This is a genomic window from Rhodococcus sp. BP-160 (assembly GCF_019836205.1).
Taxonomy (GTDB): domain Bacteria; phylum Actinomycetota; class Actinomycetes; order Mycobacteriales; family Mycobacteriaceae; genus Rhodococcoides.
The window spans coordinates 77,672-97,650 of sequence record NZ_JABUEK010000005.1 but is presented as its reverse complement, the minus strand read 5'-3'; the positions used below and the strand labels follow the sequence as shown (position 1 = coordinate 97,650).

Annotated in this window: 15 protein-coding genes; 8 read left to right on the top strand and 7 right to left on the bottom strand. The window is 67.0% G+C overall.

From position 1 onward, the window contains the following. Positions 1–7: 7 nt before the first annotated feature. The 5 genes from HQ306_RS18455 to HQ306_RS18435 are packed head-to-tail and all read right to left on the bottom strand — an operon-like array spanning position 8 to position 4,914. The gene (locus HQ306_RS18455; RefSeq protein WP_222633053.1) at positions 8–1,141 is read right to left on the bottom strand and encodes a glycosyltransferase; all 1,134 of its coding nucleotides are present in this window, start codon (positions 1,139–1,141) and stop codon (positions 8–10) included. Next, a complete protein-coding gene (locus HQ306_RS18450; protein ID WP_308115506.1) occupies positions 1,138–1,683 on the bottom strand; it encodes a DapH/DapD/GlmU-related protein in 546 nt (181 codons plus the stop codon). Before HQ306_RS18450 ends, HQ306_RS18455 begins: the two co-directional genes overlap by 4 nt. Next, on the bottom strand, positions 1,680–2,663 hold the full coding sequence (locus tag HQ306_RS18445; protein ID WP_222633052.1) for a GDP-L-fucose synthase: 984 nt from the start codon (positions 2,661–2,663) through the stop codon (positions 1,680–1,682). The genes HQ306_RS18450 and HQ306_RS18445 overlap by 4 nt, the downstream gene beginning before the upstream one ends. Next, complete coding sequence (gene gmd, locus HQ306_RS18440) at positions 2,660–3,706, bottom strand: GDP-mannose 4,6-dehydratase (protein ID WP_222633051.1); 1,047 nt, start codon at positions 3,704–3,706, stop codon at positions 2,660–2,662. The genes HQ306_RS18445 and gmd overlap by 4 nt, the downstream gene beginning before the upstream one ends. Further along, on the bottom strand, positions 3,703–4,914 hold the full coding sequence (locus HQ306_RS18435) for a glycosyltransferase family 4 protein (protein ID WP_308115514.1): 1,212 nt from the start codon (positions 4,912–4,914) through the stop codon (positions 3,703–3,705). Before HQ306_RS18435 ends, gmd begins: the two co-directional genes overlap by 4 nt. 387 nt (positions 4,915–5,301) lie before the next feature. Between HQ306_RS18435 and HQ306_RS18430 the strand changes: the two genes are divergently transcribed. From HQ306_RS18430 to HQ306_RS18395, 8 genes are all read left to right on the top strand, one after another. Continuing rightward, on the top strand, positions 5,302–6,591 hold the full coding sequence (locus HQ306_RS18430) for a hypothetical protein (RefSeq protein WP_222633050.1): 1,290 nt from the start codon (positions 5,302–5,304) through the stop codon (positions 6,589–6,591). Between the two features lie 122 nt (positions 6,592–6,713). Continuing rightward, positions 6,714–7,994 carry a hypothetical protein gene (locus HQ306_RS18425; RefSeq protein ID WP_222633049.1) on the top strand — a complete coding sequence of 427 codons (1,281 nt, stop codon included), beginning with the start codon at positions 6,714–6,716 and terminating at the stop codon, positions 7,992–7,994. After that, positions 7,991–9,418: an oligosaccharide repeat unit polymerase gene (locus HQ306_RS18420; RefSeq protein ID WP_222633048.1), complete on the top strand. Its 1,428-nt coding sequence runs from the start codon at positions 7,991–7,993 to the stop codon at positions 9,416–9,418. The genes HQ306_RS18425 and HQ306_RS18420 overlap by 4 nt, the downstream gene beginning before the upstream one ends. Continuing rightward, positions 9,415–10,191, top strand: a complete 777-nt coding sequence (locus tag HQ306_RS18415) for an SGNH/GDSL hydrolase family protein (protein WP_222633047.1) — start codon at positions 9,415–9,417, stop codon at positions 10,189–10,191. The genes HQ306_RS18420 and HQ306_RS18415 overlap by 4 nt, the downstream gene beginning before the upstream one ends. Further along, positions 10,188–11,528 carry a polysaccharide biosynthesis tyrosine autokinase gene (locus HQ306_RS18410; protein WP_222633046.1) on the top strand — a complete coding sequence of 447 codons (1,341 nt, stop codon included), beginning with the start codon at positions 10,188–10,190 and terminating at the stop codon, positions 11,526–11,528. Before HQ306_RS18415 ends, HQ306_RS18410 begins: the two co-directional genes overlap by 4 nt. After that, a complete protein-coding gene (locus HQ306_RS18405) occupies positions 11,525–13,507 on the top strand; it encodes a polysaccharide biosynthesis tyrosine autokinase (RefSeq protein ID WP_222633045.1) in 1,983 nt (660 codons plus the stop codon). Before HQ306_RS18410 ends, HQ306_RS18405 begins: the two co-directional genes overlap by 4 nt. Beyond that, complete coding sequence (locus HQ306_RS18400; RefSeq protein WP_222633044.1) at positions 13,504–15,054, top strand: glycoside hydrolase family 71 protein; 1,551 nt, start codon at positions 13,504–13,506, stop codon at positions 15,052–15,054. The genes HQ306_RS18405 and HQ306_RS18400 overlap by 4 nt, the downstream gene beginning before the upstream one ends. A 402-nt stretch (positions 15,055–15,456) precedes the next feature. After that, entirely contained in the window at positions 15,457–16,752 is a 1,296-nt protein-coding gene (locus HQ306_RS18395; RefSeq protein ID WP_222633043.1) for a glycoside hydrolase family 71 protein, read from the top strand. Position 16,753: 1 nt separating this feature from the next. Here HQ306_RS18395 and HQ306_RS18390 read toward each other — a convergent pair whose 3' ends face one another. Next, on the bottom strand, positions 16,754–17,989 hold the full coding sequence (locus tag HQ306_RS18390) for a lipase family protein (RefSeq protein ID WP_222633042.1): 1,236 nt from the start codon (positions 17,987–17,989) through the stop codon (positions 16,754–16,756). Position 17,990: 1 nt separating this feature from the next. Next, positions 17,991–19,841 carry a serine aminopeptidase domain-containing protein gene (locus tag HQ306_RS18385; RefSeq protein ID WP_222633041.1) on the bottom strand — a complete coding sequence of 617 codons (1,851 nt, stop codon included), beginning with the start codon at positions 19,839–19,841 and terminating at the stop codon, positions 17,991–17,993. Positions 19,842–19,979 lie beyond the last annotated feature (138 nt).

Here is a 19,979-nt window from a genome sequence, read left to right as displayed (position 1 = left end):
GGTCAGTCTACGGCGAGGGTGCGGGTGCGCCGTCGCGTGAGTACGCGGCGTCGAGCGTCTGAGCGACGGAGGCCATGCCGGAGGTCTCCCGGACCGTCCGGAAGGCGTTCTCGCCCGCTGTGCGGAGCGTCGGGGGGTCCGCAAGCAGCGCGGACATCGCCGCGGTGAGCTCGGAAACAGTGCCGTTCGTCACTGCGCCGCACGCGTTCTCGGCGATCAGGGGGGCGAGACCACAGGTGTCGGTGACGATCACGGGTACGCCGACGGACATGGCCTCGAGAACCGACATCGGGTAGGGCTCGTCCACGGACGGCAACACGTAGAGGTCGGCCGTGCGCATGGTCTCCAGCGTCTCGTGTGGTGGCAGCGGACCGCGCCACTCGACGGAAGCGCTCACGCCGGCGTCGGTGATGCGCGCGGCGACCGCATCGCCTTCACCCTCATCTGGTCCGACCAGGGTGAAGCGAGCGGTGTGGCCCTCAGCCAGGACGGCGACTGCCGCGTTCACGAAATCGACGGGGCGTTTACGAGCCTGAAGTCGAGCGAGGAAGAGCACATGCGGCGGGGCCTCACCGGATTTCCGTCGACGTTCCGCGGCGGGAACACCATTGGCGAGACGGATGAAGTCGAGGTCGGTGTTCGCCACCGCCTCGACGTCGCGCTTCTCGTGATCCGTCAGGTGAAACACCCCGGAGGCGCGGCGCAGTACCGGACGCGTGAGCAGAGCATCGATCGGCCGCGCCAACATCTTGTCGGTCGGGTCGATCATGCCGTGAGTCTGTGTGAACAGCCGCTGCGATCGGCCGACAGCGATGCGCGCGATCGGCAGCGTGACGAGGTCCCGCGCCAGGTGCACATGGACCACGTCGTAGTCTCGGCCGTGGCGCAGGAACCACGTCACCATGGCTGGGGACGACAGGCCCGCGAAGCCCGCGCCCGGCAGTATCGCACGGACCGGAAAGAGGCGGACCGGCACGCCGTCCTGCTCGGTGGGTGCCACGTCGAAGCCGCGGGTGCCGGCGGCGATGGTGACGTCGTGGCCTAGTGCCCTGAGCTCGCGTGCCTGGTTGACCGCCACTCGCACCGGCCCGCCGTAGGCGCCGTCCGGTGAGATCAGTGTGACGACGTGAAGAATCCTCACGGTCGCATCACCGCGTTCGGTGCCAGGACGACAGCGTCCGCTGCGACGTCCGCGGTGACCAGAGCCGTGGCCCCGACGACGGCGTCGGATCCGATGGTGACTCCGCGTAACACCGTGGCTCGCGCGGCGATCCACGCCCCGTCGCCGATCTCGATCGGCGCGTTGTCGAACTCGAAGGTAGGAGACCGGCGGTCGTGACTACCGGTACACAGCAACACGCCCTGCGAGATGCAGACGTCGGAACCCACCGTGACGGGCTCGAGGTTCAGGATCCAGACGTCCTCGCCGATCCATGAATCGCGCCCCACCGTCAGCTTCCACGGCCAGTGAACGCGAACGCGGTGCCGGATCAACACTCCGTCGGCGATGGTGGCACCGAACGCCCGGAGAACGCGGACCCGGACCGAACCGGGGCACCACCATCGCGTCAGTACCGTCCCGGACACGGCCAGCCAGAGAATCTGCTTCAGCGGTCCTGCGCCCTTGTCGTAGCCTCGGCCGGTGAAGCCGGCCAGCGATCGACGCAGAGGTGCCGCACTCACGACCGCACGGCGTCGGCACGGCCCGCGGTGCGGTACCAGTCGACGACGCCGGCGATTCCGTCGGCGAGTCCGACGGACGGCGCCCACCCCGACTCCGTGAGAGTCGTGACGTCCAGCAGCTTGCGCGGTGTGCCGTCCGGCTTCGAAGTGTCCCAGTTCACGTCACCGTTGTACCCGACCGCGGCCGCTACCAGGTCCGAGATCTCGGCGATGGTGTGATCGACGCCCGTGCCGACGTTCACCTGCTGCGGTCCGTCGAAGTGCTCGAGCAGGTGGAGACAGGCCGATGCCATGTCGTCCACGTGCAGGAACTCGCGACGCGGCCTCCCGCTGCCCCAGTTCGTGACCTGTTCGGCCCCCGTGGCGACTGCCTCCTCGAAACGACGCACCAGTGCGGGCATGACGTGCGATCCGGAACGCGAGAAGTTGTCTCCCGGGCCGTAGAGGTTGGTCGGCATGGCGGAGATCCACGGCAACCCGTACTGCTTGCGCACCGACTGCACCTGAAGGATGCCCGCGATCTTGGCGATGGCGTACGCATCGTTGGTCGGTTCCAGCGTGCCGGTGAGCAGATATTCTTCGCGAATCGGCTGTGGCGCCGATCGCGGGTAGATGCACGAGGAACCGAGAAACAGAACCCGTTCGACGTCGTGGGCCAGCGCTGCGTCGAGGACGTTGACCTGGATGCGCAGGTTCTCGGAGAGGAAGTCCACCGGGAACGTGTCGTTGGCGAGGATGCCGCCGACTTTCGCGGCAGCGAGAACGACTGTGCGGGGACGAGTCGCGGAGAAGAACTCGAACACCTGGTCGCGCTCACGAAGATCGAGCTCGGACGACGTCCGTCCGATCAGCGACGTGAAACCCTCACCTTCGAAACGGCGCCAGAGAGCCGATCCGACCAGACCGCGGTGGCCGGCGATGTAGAGCGGTTCGTCGCGATCGAGCGGACCGGGCACGACACTGCTCGGTCCGGTGGTCACGACCTGTTCCAGTCCGGGAGGGACGGGCGATCGATCCACGGCTTGCCCTCGTGCGTGAGTGCTGCGACATCCGCATCGACCATGATGCGGGCCAGTTCGGGGGTGTGCACCGTGGCCTTCCAGCCCAGGTCGCGTTCCGCCTTGCTCGCGTCACCGATGAGGGCGTCGACCTCGGAGGGTCGAAGGTAGCGCTCGTCGAACCTGACGTGCTGCTCCCAGTCGAGACCGACCTGCTCGAACGCGGCGACGAGGAAGTCACGGACCGAGAAGTTACCGCCGGTCGCCAGGACGTAGTCGTCGGGAGTGTCGGCCTGCAGCATTCGCCACATTCCCTCGACGTACTCGGGTGCGTAACCCCAGTCACGGATGGCGTCGAGGTTGCCGAGGTAGAGCTCGTTCTCCATGCCGGCGGCGATGCGAGCTGCTGCGCGGGTGATCTTGCGCGTCACGAAAGTTTCCCCGCGGCGGGGTGACTCGTGATTGAACAGAATGCCGTTGACAGCGAACATCCCGTAGGCCTCGCGATAGTTCCGCGTGACCCAGTAGGAGTAGACCTTCGCGGCACCGTAGGGCGAGCGCGGATGGAACGGCGTGGTCTCGTCCTGCGGAGGCGGTGTGGCACCGAACATCTCGGAGCTCGACGCCTGGTAGAAGCGGCAGTCCAGGCCTGCCAGACGCACTGCCTCGAGCAGTCTGATGGAGCCGATACCCGTGGTGTCACCGGTGTGTTCGGGCTCGTCGAAGCTCACGCGCACGTGGGACTGCGCACCCAGGTTGTAGACCTCGTCGGGACGGATCTGCATGAGCAACGTCACGAGGCGGGCACCGTCGCTGAGGTCGCCGTAGTGCAGGAACATCTTCGCGTCCGGGTTGTGCGGGTCGGCGTAGATGTGATCGATGCGAGAGGTGTTGAAGGAGGACGAGCGACGCACGACTCCGTGCACCTCGTATCCCTTGGCGAGCAGGAGCTCGGCCAGGTAGGAGCCGTCCTGTCCGGTGATGCCCGTGATGAGGGCGCGCTTTCCGGTTCCGATCTTCGTCATGAGCTGATAACACTTTCGGTGCGGGCCGGGGAGCGGCGTGCGGCTGCGAGCCGACGAAGCCACCCCTCGTAGCGGTCGATGGCGTAGTCCTCGGAGAGCACGCGGGTGCAGTACCTGCGTCCGGCGTCTCCGAACCGGCGGGACGACACGTCGTCCGAGCCGATCGCGAGAGCGGTGTCGAGAAGCTCTCGGGGGTCCCCCGACCCGATGTGAACTCCGGCCCCCGACGCACGGATCTCGTGCGCCGTCGTGCTCGTGGGGTCGGTCGCGGCGAGAACAGGATTGCCGCTGGTGAAATAGGACGTCAGTTTGCTGGGAACGGCCATCTCGGCCACGCCCGGCTTCTCGTTGACGAGGAGCACGTCGGCGGCGGCGAGTGCGGACCGGAACTCGAGGTCCGGGAGTGGCCGAACGAACTGGAGACGTGAGACGCCGACGGCGGCGGCCTCGAGCTGGGGGCGCTGATTGCCGTCACCCATGAGGACGAATCGAACACGTCGGCTCTCCGCGTCCGCCAACCGCGCGGCCTCGACGACGTTCTCGAGTCCTTGCTTCGCGCCCATGTTGCCGGAGTGCAGGACGATGGTCTCGTCCTCGGCCCACCCGAACGACCGGCGTACGGCCTCCTTGTCGATGGTGCCCATCGGCTGGATGTGAGTCCAGTTGCGAATCACCTCGACCTTGGCCGGATCGACCTGCAGGTTGCTGGTGACGTGGTCGCGGAAACGGTCGTGGATCACCGACACGCCGTCCGCGGCACGGAGGATCTCGGACTCGAAGCGGGCGGCGGCGCGTGCTCCGCGGCCGTCCATCGCGCCGGTCTCGACGACGCCGAGGCTGTACAGATCCTGGACCCACACACCGACAGCGGGCCGACGCGGTGAGAGGCGCGCACGGGTGATCGCCATGGCGGTCGAGATGAGAGTGGGACTGACACAGAGCAGTACGTCGGGGCTGTTCCAGCCGCTTCGCACGGAGCGGGCTCCGAAGCTCGCCTCCATCTTGACGCGGCCCTTGGGGGTGGGCGGATCCGGAACGAGGTGGCGTCGACGGTGCACGTCGACGCCGTTGATCTGCTCGTCGGACGAGGACTGGTCGTACCCGTCCGCGATCCGCCACTCGGGATAGTGGGGCATGCCGGTGACGACGTCGATCCGGTGTCCGCGCGATGCGAGGCCCTCCGCGAGCGCGGTGGTGTAAGGCGCGATTCCCGTCGTCTCGGGCGCGTAGTTGATACCCAGAATCGTGACGCGCAGGGGCTGGGCCTCGAAGGCCTCGGCGCCGTCTCGCGGCTCGGTACGGATGTCGGGGAGTGCTGTCCACTCCCGCTGCGGCGAACTGATACTGCACCTCCGGGTCTAGGTTGCTTGCGAAACCGTCCCCGAGTCGGTTTCGAGCCATTGAACCAGATTATCGGTTTCAGGACAACTGTGAAACCGCCGTACTCAGTTGTTAAAGTGTTTCCATCAGACCCGTCGGTTCGGGAACGCGGGCGCAACACGGCCCGCTGCCTGATATGTGGTCCGTCACGTGAAGGACAGGGGAATCGTCATGACATCTCGGAGTGGGGCGCACGGCACGCCTCGGTGTGCGCGATGACCGCCGATCCGTGGGCCGGCAAATTCTGCTGCCAGGTCGAGACGCTGTACGGAGACGTCGACCTCGGTGCCGTGACGAGTGTCGGCAGGGCGTGGGCGGAGGCGTGTTTCGCTCCCGGCCACCAGCCGGCGGTGCGATGGATGGTCGCCACCGGTGACTTCGACGTTCTGCCCCTGACGGATGCCGTCCACGACGCGCTCGACGCCGGTGAGCTGACGCTGACCCGGGACGGCTTCCGCGAGAGCGCGATCGCTGACTTCGTGCGGCGGGGCGACCGTCCGGACGCCGACGGAGCCTTCGACCACGCGACAGTGCACGTGGTGATCGGCGCCCGGCACGTCCGCGTCGTCTACAGCCACCTCTTCGGAGACGAGACGGTCTTCTTTCCGAAGGTGCGACGGTTGTCTCTCGCGATCGGTGGTCGAACGCTCCCCATTCCACCGCCTCTCACGGACGAACGTGCGCTCACCGGTCTCCGCCTCCTCGGCGCCGCGGCTCAGGTCGCTGCGTCACGCCCGCGAGCAGTGGCCACGGCGGCGCGAACCATCGTGCGAGGGCGGTCGACCGACGCGGTGATGTCCCCGAGTTCCGTGACGCGACCGGCAGATCCGAACGCGGTCTTCGCGATCTGCGTGACGATCGAGACGGTGTCGGCGCCCAAGATCCCGTCGGTTCTGCTGTACTGCTCGATCCTCCGAGACCTCGCACTTCCGGCGGGCGTCATGAACCACGTCATCGCGGATCTGCGCTCCTACTCGCCCGCCCTGTCCGGTACGGGCGGCAACGCGGTGAGTCATGTGCCGTTCGTCGCGGACTGGTCCCGTGACGACCCGAGCGGCTGCGCGGCCTCGATCGCCGCTCGGTTGCGTGTGGCGGAACCGGTGGTGCGTGCGGCAGCCTCGAGGCTGTTCGGACTCGGCGCGCGGATGACGACGTCGCGGCCGTCCGTGTCGAGCGCCACCCTGGCCACCTCGATGTCCTACTACCGCGTGCCCGCGGGCCAGTCCGTCGTCCGGTCCGACGGGGATGCCGTCCACGTCACGGGGTTGCAGACGCCGGATCTGGGTGTGCTCGCGTTCAACGCGCGGGACTTCGGCGGAACCGCGGATCTGACAGTGTCGCATCGCGGTGGACTCGTCGATCGAGATCGCGTGCTCGCAGCCCTGGTCGTCAACGCTGCTCGAGTGGGGTGTCGGGTCACGTGGTCCTGGTCCTTCGACCGGCACGACCACGCGTCGTCGAGTTCGCCGATCACGGCTGTGCCGACCGAGGGCAGTTATGCATAGCCATAAACAATCCTGTAGTCTTCTTTCGAGGCAGTGATCAGGTTGCCGGTACGCATCGTCGGGGTGTAGGCGGGTCATCAGTCGGTGATTCGTCGTCCAACACGTCGAGGGGCGGTGTCAACATGGCTGGGCTCAAGTTTCGGGTGATCGCCAGCGCAGGGGACCAGGTCCTCTCCAGCGTCAGCAACGCTGTCATTCTGTTCGCGATGGCCGGTCCGTCCTCGGTCCAGGCATTCGGTGCCGCGGTCCTCGTCTTCTCGATCGTCACCGCTGCCATCGGACTCGTCCGAGGTGCCCTGGGCACACCGTTGTTGCTCATGAGCGGCGAGTCGCGTGAGGACATCCTGCGTGAAGGGTCTCGCGGTCTCGGTTCGGCGCTCCTGTTCGGTGCGGTGGTCGGTGTCGTCGCCCTCGTGGTGTCCATCGCCCTCGACGAGCCCCAGGTCGGAATCGCCTACGCGACAGCCGTTCCACTCGTGCTCGCACAGGATGTCCTGCGGTTCGTCTCCATGGCCCTGGGGGAACCGGAATCGGCGTTCGTCAGCGACGCGATCTGGGCAGTGGGTGCTGGTGCAGTACTCGTCACGACGTGGATCTCGCCGACCGCTCTGGTCATCCCCGAGATGATCTGGTTCTGGTCCATCGCAGGTGGACTCGCCCTTCTGCAGCTCGCCTGGCGCACGGGTATTCGCCCGACGTTCCGTGGCCTCCGGACGTGGTGGGTCGAATTCTGGCAGCACCGAACGCGTTTCGCCTTCGAGAGCGGCGTGGATCAGATCGCCGCGATCCTCATCGTGTCGGTCTCCACCATCTTCATCGGCACCGTCGCCGCCGCATCACTGCGCGGCGCGGTCACCGTCCTCGGGCCCTTCGCTGTCCTCATCAGTTCGTTGCCTCTCATCGTCATCCCCGAGGCCGTGCGGGCAGGGCACAGCGCCAAGCAGATCTGGCGCACTCTGAGCTACGCCGCATGGATCACGTCCGCCCTCGCCGCCACCATCGGATTCCTGGCACCGTTCGTCCCCTCGTTCCTGGGTCGCCTGTTGCTGGGTGATTCGTGGGCCGAGGCGACACAGGTGCTGCCGTTCCTCGGGTTGGAATACGCCGCGATCTGCTGGATCGCCGGCGTCTACAACTTCTATCGGTCGCGTGGAGCGTCCGCCGAACTCCTGAAGTACCGCATCGTGCAGAGCCTGCTCGGCATCGTCATCTGCACGGGCGCAGCGGCGATCTTCCGCACTGCCGCCGGCGTGGCGATCGGGCTCGCTCTGTCGGCCACCGTGATGGCCGTGTGTCTGGTCGTCGAGGTGTACCGGAAGCAACTTCGACAGGTCGCCGCAGAGCGTCGCCCCGTGCCTGCGACCGCACTGGCCGCCCGCGGTTACGCGGAGTCGCGGTCATGACCGCCCCGTCCACGCGCCGACTGCGCCCCGCCGTCGCCACGATGTCGAGCGGCCGGCTCGGTGCTCCGCTCCTGGCGTGCTGGGTGGCGGCGTCCATGGTCGTGCTGGTGCCCGTCGTCGTCATCGGCTTCACGCCGACTCCGCATCGCCCGGTGTGGATGGGCGCCCTCGCCGTGACCACGATCGCCGGAGTCCGCTACGCCTGGATCATCGGTGAGGGCCGTCGCCGCCTCATCGAGATGTCCTTCTGGATGTTCACCTACGTCTTCCTGGGGCTGGCCCCTCTTGCGCAGTTGCGACTGGAGCAGAACCCGCCCACCACGCCGCGTCTCGATCCGTCCCTGGACATCAAGGCCATGGTCATCGTCGTCACCGGCCTGGTCTTCTTCTGCGTCGGTCTCGTGGTCGCGCGACTGGTGTGGCCCAAGCTCCCGCCCATCGTGACCGGGGAGCGCGGAGCCGGACGTATCGACCCGCTTCGTGCGGTGGCCCTGGCGGTCGTCGCGCTCGCTCTCAACGCGTACTACATCAGCCGGATCGGCCTCGGCACCTTGTTCACGAGCCGCACCGCCGTGACCGAGCAGGCGGAAGGATCGCTCGGACAGTCGACCACCGCGGTCATCATCGCCGCGGGCGCCATGATGTCGCTGCTGGTCGCGTTCATCGCCGTGGTCAAGTACTACGACACGATGACGGTGAAGGAACGCGCGTTCCTCCCGATCATCATCCTGCTGGGCGCGACTCTGTGCGTCACTCTCAATCCCATCTCCAACGCGCGCTACCTGTTCGGCACCGGGGCGCTCGCGGTCGCAGCGCTGTTCGGACTGTTCGCCACCCGCGCCCGGTTCCGCGTCGTCGCGATCCTGGCAGTGGCCGCGCTCGTGCTCGTCTTCCCCCTGGCCGATGCCTTCCGCTACAGTTCGTCCGCCCAGTTCAAGACATCGAATCCGTTGGAGTCGTTGACGTCTCCGGATTACGATGCTTTCGCGCAGATCAACAACACGGTGCTGTACGTCCAGAACAACGGCGACACCGGAGGCGACCAGGCCCTGGGCGTGCTCTTCTTCTGGGTGCCGCGGTCCGTCTGGGCCGACAAGGCACCCGACACGGGCGTGCTCCTGGCGCAGAGTCGGAATTACCCCGTGGACAATCTGTCGGCGCCACTCTGGGCCGAGTTGTACATCAACGGAGGGTTCCCGATTCTCGTGATCGGGATGCTGCTGTTCGGCCTCGTCGCGGGACTGCAGGATCGCCGTATCGAGATCTCGCTACGTACGGCACGCGCACCGACGGTGCTGGCCTGCATTCTGCCGTTCTACGCCATCATTCTACTCAGAGGCTCACTGCTGCAGGCGATGTCATACCTTCTCGTCATCATCGCGTGTGCCCTGTTCGTCACCGGAACCGGAAGGAACAAGGCATGACGCGGTCGGCCCTTCGGCGCGGCGACGTCCGAGCCGTCGTACTTCTCGCCATCGTCACCGTGGCCGCGGCGGGCGTGCTCTTCGCACGTGGCGCCGCTGAACCGTCCGGGACCGAATCGAGTGCGACGTCGACGTCGACGTCGGCCTCCCTCGCGCCGAGCCGAGCGACCACCGCGCTCTGGGTGGGCGACAGCTACACCGCGGGTGTGGGCCGGATCGACAACGCCTCCTACGCCCGCATCGTCTGCCTGCGCATGGGGTGGGCCTGCAACGTGGACGCCGAGGGCAGCACCGGGTTCCTCGACGACGGCGCCGCCGAGTACCAGGGCGTCACCAGCCGGCTTCCGGCCCGACTCGACTTCGACAAGGCCACCTTCGACGCGGATGCGATCATCGTCGACGCCGGACGAAACGATCTCGAGGTGCCGTTCGACGTCCTCATCGGGGCGATCGACGACTACGTCTCGGATCTTCGCGAAGGCTGGCCGGACGCGAGGATCGTGATCATCGTGCCCACGTTCATGTCCCCCGAGAAGTACGACAACTACGACGAACTCGTCGCCGGCATCGACGCGATCGCGGCGAAGGTCGGCGGGCAGGTCCTCGATCCTGTCGCGCGTGGGTGGTACGCGAACGTCGACATTCCCTCGATGCAGATCGAGGACAGGGTGCATCCCAACGCGGTCGGCAACGCGTATCTCGCGGGCGTGCTCGAGCGCGATCTCCGCGAACTCGGCCTCGGCGACCTCACCGCACCGGAAGGACCCCAGTGAACATCGCTTCGTTCTCCGCCACCGTCGGTAAGCGCTGGACGACCGTCGTCGCCGGAGTGCTTCTCGGGCTCCTGGTCGCCGTCGGAATCCTCCTGACGTCCGACACCGTCTACCGCTCCACGTCGCAGCTCTTCCTCGGTACGCCCGGGTGGGGCGGTCCGACGACCCTGGGCAATTCGGATTCGAGTCCCTACCAGGGTGACGAGTTCACCCGGCAACGTGCGCAGACCTACGTGCGTCTGATCGAGGACATGAACTTCTCTCAGCGCGTGTCGGAACGACTCGGAGGTTCGGTGTCGCCGTCGGCGGTCGCCGCGCATCTCGATGTACGGGTGGTCCCCGACACCGTTCTGCTCGACGTCACCGCCGGTGACGCGTCACCCGACACCGCGCGGGACATGGCCGTCGCAGCCGCGGAGCAACTCACGGAGGACATCGAGACTCTCGAGACCCCAGCCGGCCTCCGCGTGGCCACCGTGCAGCCCGTGGCCGTGGGCAGCGCGACGGTGCCGACGGAACCGTCGTCTCCCCACACGGCACTCACGCTCGTCGCCGGTGTCACGGTGGGTCTGCTCCTGGGTCTGTCGGCGATGGTCGTGCGCGAGCGGTCACGGCGAACCGTGGACGACGCCGAGACGATCGTCGCCGCGACCGGTCGCCCCGTTCTCGCCACCATTCCCCACGTCACCGACGAGGCGGCGTTCGACGAGTTCCGGTACGACCTCGACTACCTGGCGCGGCGTGCGCCGTCCGGTGTCCTGGTGGTCTCCGGACCGGGATCCGGAGTCGGACGTACCGCCACCGTCGCGGGACTGGGCGCCGCGTACAGACGAGCAGGACGATCGGCGGTGATTGTCGACGCCGATTTCCGCAGTACGGGACCGGAAGCCGCGAGCGGCGGTGTGAGCGGAGTGGTGTTGGGGGAGCTCTCTCTCGCACGTGCACTCACCTCCGTCGACGGTGTCGCGCATCTCGTGAGCGGGGTGCACCCGGCCGAACCTGCACGACTTCTCGAGAACCGACGCTTCGCGGAACTGCTGGACGACCTCCGCTCGCGCTACGACGTCGTTCTCGTCGACTCGCCCGACGCCGGCCGCTTCGACGATGCCCGCACCGTCGCTCGCCTCGCGGACACGACGGTGTTGACGGCCGCTGCCGGCAGGACGTCCATCGACGATCTGGTGCGCTCGGTCGCAGACATGCGAGCGGTCGGCGTGGATGTCGCCGGCACTGTTCTCACTCATTCCCGAGGTACCCGAGCACGATTCGGCTACCTCGCTCCGCACGACGACCAGGACGCGCCGACCGCGGTGCAGACAGGAACGGTGACCCGATGAGCACACTCATCAAGAAGCTTCGCGTGAATACGCTCGTCTGGGCTGTGCCGCTGGGTGCAGTCGTCGGCGCGATACTCGCGCTGATGCTCACCGCCACCATGCCGAAGTCCTACACGGCGAGCACGGTGCTCTTCATCGGTTCACCCGCCGCGGGCGATTCGGCCGGTGCCTATCAGGGTGACCTGTTCTCCCAGCAGCGCGCAGGAACGTACGCGCAGTTGTTCACGGGCGACGACCTCGCCGTCAAGGTGAACGACGACCTCTCGCTCGGTCTGACGCCGAGCGAGCTGGCGTCCAAGGTCACCGCGGCCGCAGTCGAGAAGACCGTGCTCCTGCAGGTGGACGTGGTGGACGGCAGTCCCACGCGAGCCGCCGACATCGCCAACGCCTACGCGTCGAACTTCGCGCAGTTCGTCGGCCAGTTGGAGAACCCGACCGGCGGCGGCCAGCCCAGCTCGTTGGTCACCGTCATCACGGCAGCCGAGGCCCCTGCTGCCCCGACGAGTCCGAGCAGCACGACGAATCTCGCTGCAGGCGTCGTGGCGGGCGGTGCCCTCGCCGGCGCTGTCGTGTGGCTGCGCCGCCGCCTCGACAAGCGAGTGAGGTCTGTCGACGCGCTGTCCGAGGCCGCGGGCGCACCGGTCCTGGGACGATTGCCTGCCGACTCGGCCCGCGGCTCGACGCTCATCAGCCTGCCCGAGAACTCGACGGACGGGTACACCGAGAGTGCGCGCAAGCTGCGGACGACCGTGCAGTTCGTCGACGCGGACAAGCAGAAGGAGTCGCTCGTCGTCACCGGTGTCGGTGATTCCGCGGCGTCGCGTGAGGTGGCGGCGACACTGGCGCTTCTGCTCACCGAGACGGGGAGGACGGTGGTACTCGTCGATGCAGATCTGCGCGAGGCGTCACTGCACCGGTACGTCGGAGCACCGGATGCTGCCGTCGGTCTGACCGATGTGCTCGCGGGTGCGATCATGGTCGAGGACGCGGTGACCACCGTTGCCGGTGGACGCCTGTCCTTCCTCGCTGCCGGTTCGGCGTCGTCCACTCCCGGCGAGGACATCGCCGCGAATCTGATGCGCACCGTTCTCGCCGAACTCGCACGCACCTACGACCACGTCGTCGTCGCTGCCGCTGCCGCCGATGCCTATGCCGATGCTGCGGTGCTGTCGCACGACGTGGACGGAACTGTGGTGGTCGTCCGGGAGGGTGCATCGACCGCCGCGCAGGTCTCCACTGCCGCGCGCGCCCTGCGGTCGACGGGTGGCACCCTGTACGGGACGGTGCTGGTCGCGAAGACGGGTTCGTCCGCGACGACCGTGTCGAACGCGCCGACACGAGTCGCCCCTTCTCACACCTCGATTCCGGAACAGTCGCCGGTCGCTGTGAGCCGTACCCGGCGAACGGAGGTCGACCACCACACCCCGGCCGATCGTGTGTTCGGCCGTGACGACGTCGTACGTGACGACGTCCGCCGTTCGGCCGACGGGGTGGCGCGGGAGCGCCGCGAAGACGATCGCTGGGTCTCCGATCACGACCGCTTCTCGGCGAATCGCGAGGTCGAGGACGCGATCACCGATCCGTTCCCGGCTGTCACCGCCGAGGAGGCCGGTGCTGTGCCGTCCGCGATGGAGTGGGCGCCGGCGGCCCCGGTGCGGCGCCACGTCCCGTCTCGCCCGTTCCCCCGCGCGGCGCTCCCGGCGGCGTCCGAGGCACCCGCGCCCAGGTCCGCAGATGTCGTCGATAAGGACGTCGTCAGCACGTCGGGCGAACAGGATGTCGCTGTCTCCGCGTCGTCGAGCGACGAGGCGCCGTCGGACACCCTCGGCGACGGACCGGACGACACCCGTGACGAGAGCGGCAGCGAGGACGAGACCACGACCACTCGGCAGATCACGCGTCGTGGAGCACCTCGATCCCGCGCAGCGAACGGTCAGCCGGTCGCCGCTTCCGGGCGGGCACGCGGTAGATCGCGGTGACACTCGGCTCCCTCGTGTCCGGACGGCGTCGTCCGGTCGGACGGCGTCTTCTCGTCGTCGCCCTTATCGTCCTGTCCGCGTCGTCGTCGGCATGCTCGACGGCGATCTCGGTCGACGGCCCGGCCGGGCTCGACGGCGCGACCGTGGTCGGTGCGCCGGACGCGACACCGGATCAGACCCTGCCGTTCGACGTCCCCGCCGAGCGAGATTCCCCCAAGAAGGTCTTCGCTCACTACTTTCCGCCGTACCCGATCTCGTTGGACAATGTCGACCCCGCCGAGGACTACTACGCGACGCACTATCTCGATCCGGCCGGTGAGGACGGGAAGTATGCGGACGTCGGCGGTTTCCTCCGGGACCGACCGTTGCCGCGAGCACCCCGTCCCGAGGCCGACTGGGTGAATCAGGATCTCCAGGACGAAGTGCGACAGGCCGTTTCGGCGGGAATAGACGGCTTCTCGGTCGATGTACTCGCGCCGATGGAGACCGGGTCGTTCTCGGTGGCCTCTCGACCCGCTGCATTGCTCGCGGCGGCGAATGCGGTCGACCCGGCGTTCTCGATCATGCTGATGCCCGACATGTCGGGGGTGCTGGCCGACCTCTCTCCTGTGGAACTGGCGGACGAGATGGCGGCGCTCGCGCTGTATCCGTCGGCCTTCCGAGTCGACGGTTCCATCGTGATCAGTCCGTTCCGGGCGGAGGCGAAGTCGCCGCAGTGGTGGGAAGACTTCGGCGCGGCGATGGCGACCCGACACGGTCAGAAGGTCGCACTCGTTCCGGTGTTCGTGGACTCGAGCACCGATCTCGCCGCGTATTCGTCAGTCTCGTACGGATTGTCGTCGTGGGGTGCCAGAAACCCTGCCTTCAATCCGTCCGACGACGCCGGCCCGCAGTCTCCCTTGGGTCAGGCCGCGGAAGCGCACAGACTGGGCAAACTGTGGATGGCACCCGTGTCCGTGCAGGACGTTCGGCCGAGCCAATCGATCTTCGACGAAGCGTCCAACACCGAGAACCTCCGCGCGACCTGGCAGAACGCGATGGCCGGTGACGCCGAGTGGGTGCAACTGGTGACCTGGAACGATTACAGCGAAGGCACGTCGTTCGCGCCGAGCGTGCGGCACGGGTGGTCCTTCCTCGACATCTCCGAGTACTGGCTGTGGTGGTTCAAGGCGGGTGATCCGCCTGCGATCGTGCGCGACACCGTCTACCTCACCCATCGCACGCAGCTGGTCGGCGCACCGACTCGATCGGCCGAGGCGGCACCGATGGTCCTGCGTTCCGGTGGTACGCCGGCGTCGGACGAGGTGGAAGCTCTCGTGTTCGCGACATCCGAAGCCTCGGTGACCATCCGAACATCCGCGGGGGAGACGACCTGTACGGTCCCCGCGGGCGTGGGGGTCTGCACAGCGGCCCTCGCTCCGGGCGACGTGTCCGTCATCGTCGACCGCGACGGAAATGACGTCGCTCGTGTGGATTCGCCGTTCGTCGTCGAATCTTCGCCCGACGTGCAGTCCCTTGACTACGTCGCGGTATCCAGTCGGCGCTAGTTTCCGCATGGCCGTCTCGTGCAGGCGGTGAAAAAAAGAACTGACGCCTTTTTCGAATATGTGCGTGTCATTAATGCGCAGCGCTCCTGCGCGCTAAGTTGCATTTCATGAGCACAGTGGCGTGGTTGTTCGACGCAGGTTCCGACGATGCGTGACCGAACCGTTCGGAACAGCGTCCGCGCAGGTCTCGACGGGCGATGGCCGCGCGGAATGCGACCGACCGTGCTGGTTGCTGCGACTGCGATGCTGGTGGTCAGCCTCGTACTGCCGACCGAGGATCACGTACCGACCTCGGATCAAGACGTGATCGCGACGGCTTACTCGGCACCGGCAATGCCCGTCGACATACCCACGTCCGCGAGCCCGAAGAAAGTATTCGCCCATTACTTCCCTCCATATCCGGTGTCTATAGACAATGCGGCACCGGCCTCCGACTACTACGCCACTCAATACCTGAATCCCAACGGTGAGAACAACAAGCATGCCGCCTACGGGGGTTTTCTCCGCGATCGTCCGATTCCACGCGCTCCCCGCAGTGGGAGCGACTGGAAGATTCAGGATCTCCGGCAGGAAGTCAGCGACGCACGCAGTCGCGGCATCGACGGATTCACCGTGGACATCCTGGTCAGGTCGTCGAGCACCAATCCGATCGCACCCGTCACGCGTCAGCTGATCGACGTGGCGGGTCAGACGGGCGGGAAGTTCTCCGTGGTGCTGATGCCCGACATGAACGGTGAGCTCGGCGCACTCACGCCCGACGGAATGGCCGACGAGTTGGCCCAGTACGCGAAATTGCCGGGTACGTACAAGCTTTCGGACGGCCGCCTCGTGGTGTCGCCGTTCTATGCCGAGCGCAAGCCGGCGAGTTGGTGGTCGAGCTTCCTCACGTCGATGCGGAACCGATACGGAATCACCGTGGCGTTCGTTCCGACCTTTCTCGATGCCCCGTCGAACATCGACGCCTTCGCATCGATCAGTTACGGCATGTCGAACTGGGGTGGCCGCAACCCTGCGTTCAACCCCACGTCGAACACGAATCCGTACTCCCCGGTGGCGATCGCCAACAGGGTCCGCTCGCTCGGCAAGATCTGGATGCAACCGGTGTCCTTCCAGGACAGTCGGCCGAATCAGAGCATCTACGACGAAGCGCAGAACACGACGAATCTCCGGAACACCTGGGACATCGCCATCTCCACGAACAGCGAGTGGGTTCAGCTCACCACGTGGAACGACTACAGCGAGGGGGCCACTTTCGCACCGTCGGTGCGGCACGCCTGGGGCCCACTCGACATCAGCGCCTACTACCTCGTCCGATACAAGTACGGCAGCTACCCGGCGATCCGGAGAATCGGACTGTTCGTGTCGCACCGCACCCAGCTCGCGTCCGCCAAGCCCTCGTTCCCCGAGACGAGACTCATGACGTTACGGCAGGGCAGCAGTCCTGCGAGGGACACGGTGGAGGCGCTCTCGTTCGTCACGTCCCCCGCACAGGTGAGCATCACCGTGGGCTCGGCGACCACCACCTGCACCGTGCCTGCTGGGGTGGGTGTCTGCACGGCGCCCCTGACTCCCGGCAACGTCAGAGTCGTGATGAGGCGGAACGGCTTGACGGTGCAGTCCGTTTCCTCGTCTCAGACGGTGGTCGCGAACCCGTACGTACAGACGCTGGACTACACGGTCACGAGCAGCAGGAAGTGACTCAGGCACACACGTCCGCTGCCGGCGGTTCGCCGCGGAACCGTGCTTCGAACCAGATCGCCGTCTCCGCGCCGGGGTCGAGATTGTCGTGACCCTGGCCCTGACGGACGATGTGATCCACGGAGTAGCCCATCGCACAGGCCTTGTCGATCGCACCGGCCACCCACTGTGGTTTGACGGTCTCGTCCTGATCGCCGTTGACGACGAGGATGGGACCGGCTGCTGATCGCCTCGGCAGTTCGATCTCGCCGAGCCAGTTCTCGAGGCGATCGGCCGCCTCTGCCGTCGACGGAACCGTGTCCGACGGGTTGATGTACTGGATCTTGTCCGCGCGGCGGGCGAGAGCGGCGGTGTCGGCCATGCATGCCGTCCAGGAGGACGAATCCTGTGCGAGCACGCCATGGAGATAGTCCGCCGGCACTGCGTCCGGCACGGCAGCGGTGAGGCCCGAGACGAGGAAGGGGAACCCGACCTGCTGGTCACGCGTCATGAAGCGTGACGACGCGAGGGTTCCCTGTTCGGTGAGGTCCAGTGCGGGAGCGAGGGCGACGGCGCCGACGAACGACAGCTCGGGGGCGTAGAAGTCGGCGAGTTCGGCCGCTGACCACGCTGCCTGGCCGCCCTGCGACACACCCATCGCAGCCCATGTGTCGGACGCCACCGGTGTCTCCGCGCGTGCTGCGCGCACGCCGTCGATCATGTTGTACGCACTCGTGTTCGGTTCGAGGTAGGGGTGAACGGGGGAGGACCCCGGCCCCTGATATCCGAGCCCTTGGTAGTCCGTCATGACGGCCACGTAACCCAGCTTCATGAGAGGGACGATGGTGGACGCGTATCCCAGAAGATCTGGATAGGCGGACGGTGCACAGTCCGCCGTGACGCCCGTCGTGCCGTGTCCGAAGGAGACCACGGGGCGGGATCCGTTCGGAGCGGGTGCATCCGGCGTGAAGACGATTCCCGACACCGCGGTCGGTCGGCCGTCGAGGCCCGATGTCGACCAGTAGACGATGCGGGTGGCCGTTGCGCCCACTGCCGTGATCGACGGATCGATGTCCTCCACCGGCTCGGAGGAGATCACTGTTCCCCGTTGGGCGGCGGTGTCGCCGTCCAGGGTCGGGAGTGGTTGTTGCACAGGCGCTGCGGGTGCGGCCGGCGCCTCGGACGAGCAGGCGGCCGTCGTCGCGGTGAGCATCGCGAGCGCGAGAACCATGAGGGTCCGGTGGGAACGGGGTGTCATATCAGAGTTTCTCGGCGCCCAGCGGCGCCGCGGAGGTGAAAGGGGTGGGGGAAGCGCCGCCGACGGTGTCGCCGACGACGGTCAGAAGATGCTCGAACATGGTCTCTCGGAGATCACGGTGATAGAGCGAGTGGTCCCCACGATCGAAGATCGCCACCTCGGGTCGCAGCCCGCGTCGGCGGAGCCGCTGCAGAGCAGAACGACCGCGACTGGCCTCGAAGAGCGCCGTGTCCTCGGGCGACAACAGCGTGACCGTTCGCGCACCGCCGGCGGCGAGTGGTCCGAGCACGACCTCGGGCGCGTTGACCAGCCCCATGGCACCGAGCGCTCGCCAGCCCGGGTCCGGCAGCGTGTCACGCACGGCGTGCACCCTGTTCCGCACTGCGCGGGCGAGGTGGAACAGTCTCGTCACCATCGCGGAATCCAGCGCGTCGACGTGTGCGGCCTTGATGGGCACCCTCGTGTTGCGGAACGACCACTTCGCCATGTTCATCATGACCACCGCGGCGGCGCCGTTCTCACGGGCAGCGAAGGCCGAGTGCCACGAACCGGAACAGATGCCGGCGTGCACCGTGGCCTGCGCCGGTGCTTCCACACTCTCGGCCACGTGCCGGACGTCGTCGCGCGCGTCGGCCGACGTGGGTGCCGTCGACTCCTCCGACGCGACGTCACCGCTGTCGCCCGTTCCGCGACGGTCGTAGCGCAACGCGCCCACTCCGCGGGACGCGAGCAACCGACCGCCCTCCACCCAGAGTCGAGCGGGACCGATTCGGTGCTCGGCGGCAGTCTGGTGCAGAACGACCACCCCGTCCTCCGCGCGGTGGCCCGCCGCGTGAGTGGCGAAGGACAGGAGACGGTCCGGTCCCCGGTACCCGATCGTCTCGATCACCGGCGCACCGTCCGCGGTGAGCCCCACTGCGGCGTCGTGTCGGACCGCCACGTCGACGGGGGCACGAACATCCGATGCTCCGACGGAGACCCACTCCGCGATCTCGGAGAAGACGGTGGTGGGAACCGAGAACACGAAACTAGGCGGGTTGACGAAGGTCTCGAGTCGCGAGGAGGTGATGCAGCTCGCTCCCGATGCAGCGAGGAGTCCGGTCACCGCCTTTCCTGTCCTGTCCGCCTCCCGGACCACGGCGAGAACACGAGGTGCCGCGGCGGCGGCGATGCCGCCGTCGAGCGACATGGACGAGAGTCGATCGACGGTGTCCTGGGCGAACGATCCACCGATGAAGGAGACTCGCCCGTCCGCAGCGACGTCCTCGCCGACCATGACGCTGTACTGAGCCCTCTGCTCCCGCACGTAGCGCCGGCCGGAGATCACCGGGTCCAGAAGGACGAGGGAGGCGAGTGGCTCGATGTCCCGGAGGACCTGAGATGCCAGGAGTGCTCCCGCCCGAACTCCGACGACGGACACCGGGGCGTCGACGCAGGACCGAACGTGGTCGACAGCTTCGCGCACGCTGTCGAGCCACCCGTCCATCGCTTCGGGGTCGGACTGCATTCCCGCCGAATCGCCCAGCCCTCGGTAGTCGAATCGTAGGACGAGGAACCCGGCTCGACCGAGAAGCTGAGCGAGTTGGCGTAGTCCGCGATAGGTGGGAATGTGCTCGCGCGCGATGGGCGAGCAGATGACGACCGCGCCGCGCGCCGTCCCCGATACAGGAATGTGCATGCTGCCGAACAGGGAGCTCTCGGGTGGGCCGAACCACGTGTCGACGGTCCGGACGGCCTGACTGCTCGCCTGTCGCGCCGAGGTCGCCTGCACCGCGGTGAGGCCGACAGGGCGGGAAACGTGGTCGGTCGACGATCGCACGGGTTCGTGCGTGGTGAACGCGTGTCGAGTCATCGGTATGCCCTTCGCTCCTGGACCAAGCAGTCTGACGGTATTCTATCGTCAATCAAACATACCGAACGACGATGTTTCTTTCATTATTCCGCGGACGTCACCGGCAATCGGGTGCCGCACGGCACGTCGTCGCCGGTC

Excerpts from the sequence above, each read along its gene's own strand:
- HQ306_RS18390 (WP_222633042.1), bottom strand. The coding sequence starts at position 17,989 with ATGACACCCCGTTCCCACCGGACCCTCATGGTTCTCGCGCTCGCGATG.
- HQ306_RS18415 (WP_222633047.1), top strand. The coding sequence starts at position 9,415 with ATGACGCGGTCGGCCCTTCGGCGCGGCGACGTCCGAGCCGTCGTACTT.
- HQ306_RS18420 (WP_222633048.1), top strand. The coding sequence starts at position 7,991 with ATGACCGCCCCGTCCACGCGCCGACTGCGCCCCGCCGTCGCCACGATG.
- gmd (WP_222633051.1), bottom strand. The coding sequence starts at position 3,706 with ATGACGAAGATCGGAACCGGAAAGCGCGCCCTCATCACGGGCATCACC.
- HQ306_RS18385 (WP_222633041.1), bottom strand. The coding sequence starts at position 19,841 with ATGACTCGACACGCGTTCACCACGCACGAACCCGTGCGATCGTCGACC.
- HQ306_RS18405 (WP_222633045.1), top strand. The coding sequence starts at position 11,525 with ATGAGCACACTCATCAAGAAGCTTCGCGTGAATACGCTCGTCTGGGCT.
- HQ306_RS18430 (WP_222633050.1), top strand. The coding sequence starts at position 5,302 with ATGACCGCCGATCCGTGGGCCGGCAAATTCTGCTGCCAGGTCGAGACG.
- HQ306_RS18425 (WP_222633049.1), top strand. The coding sequence starts at position 6,714 with ATGGCTGGGCTCAAGTTTCGGGTGATCGCCAGCGCAGGGGACCAGGTC.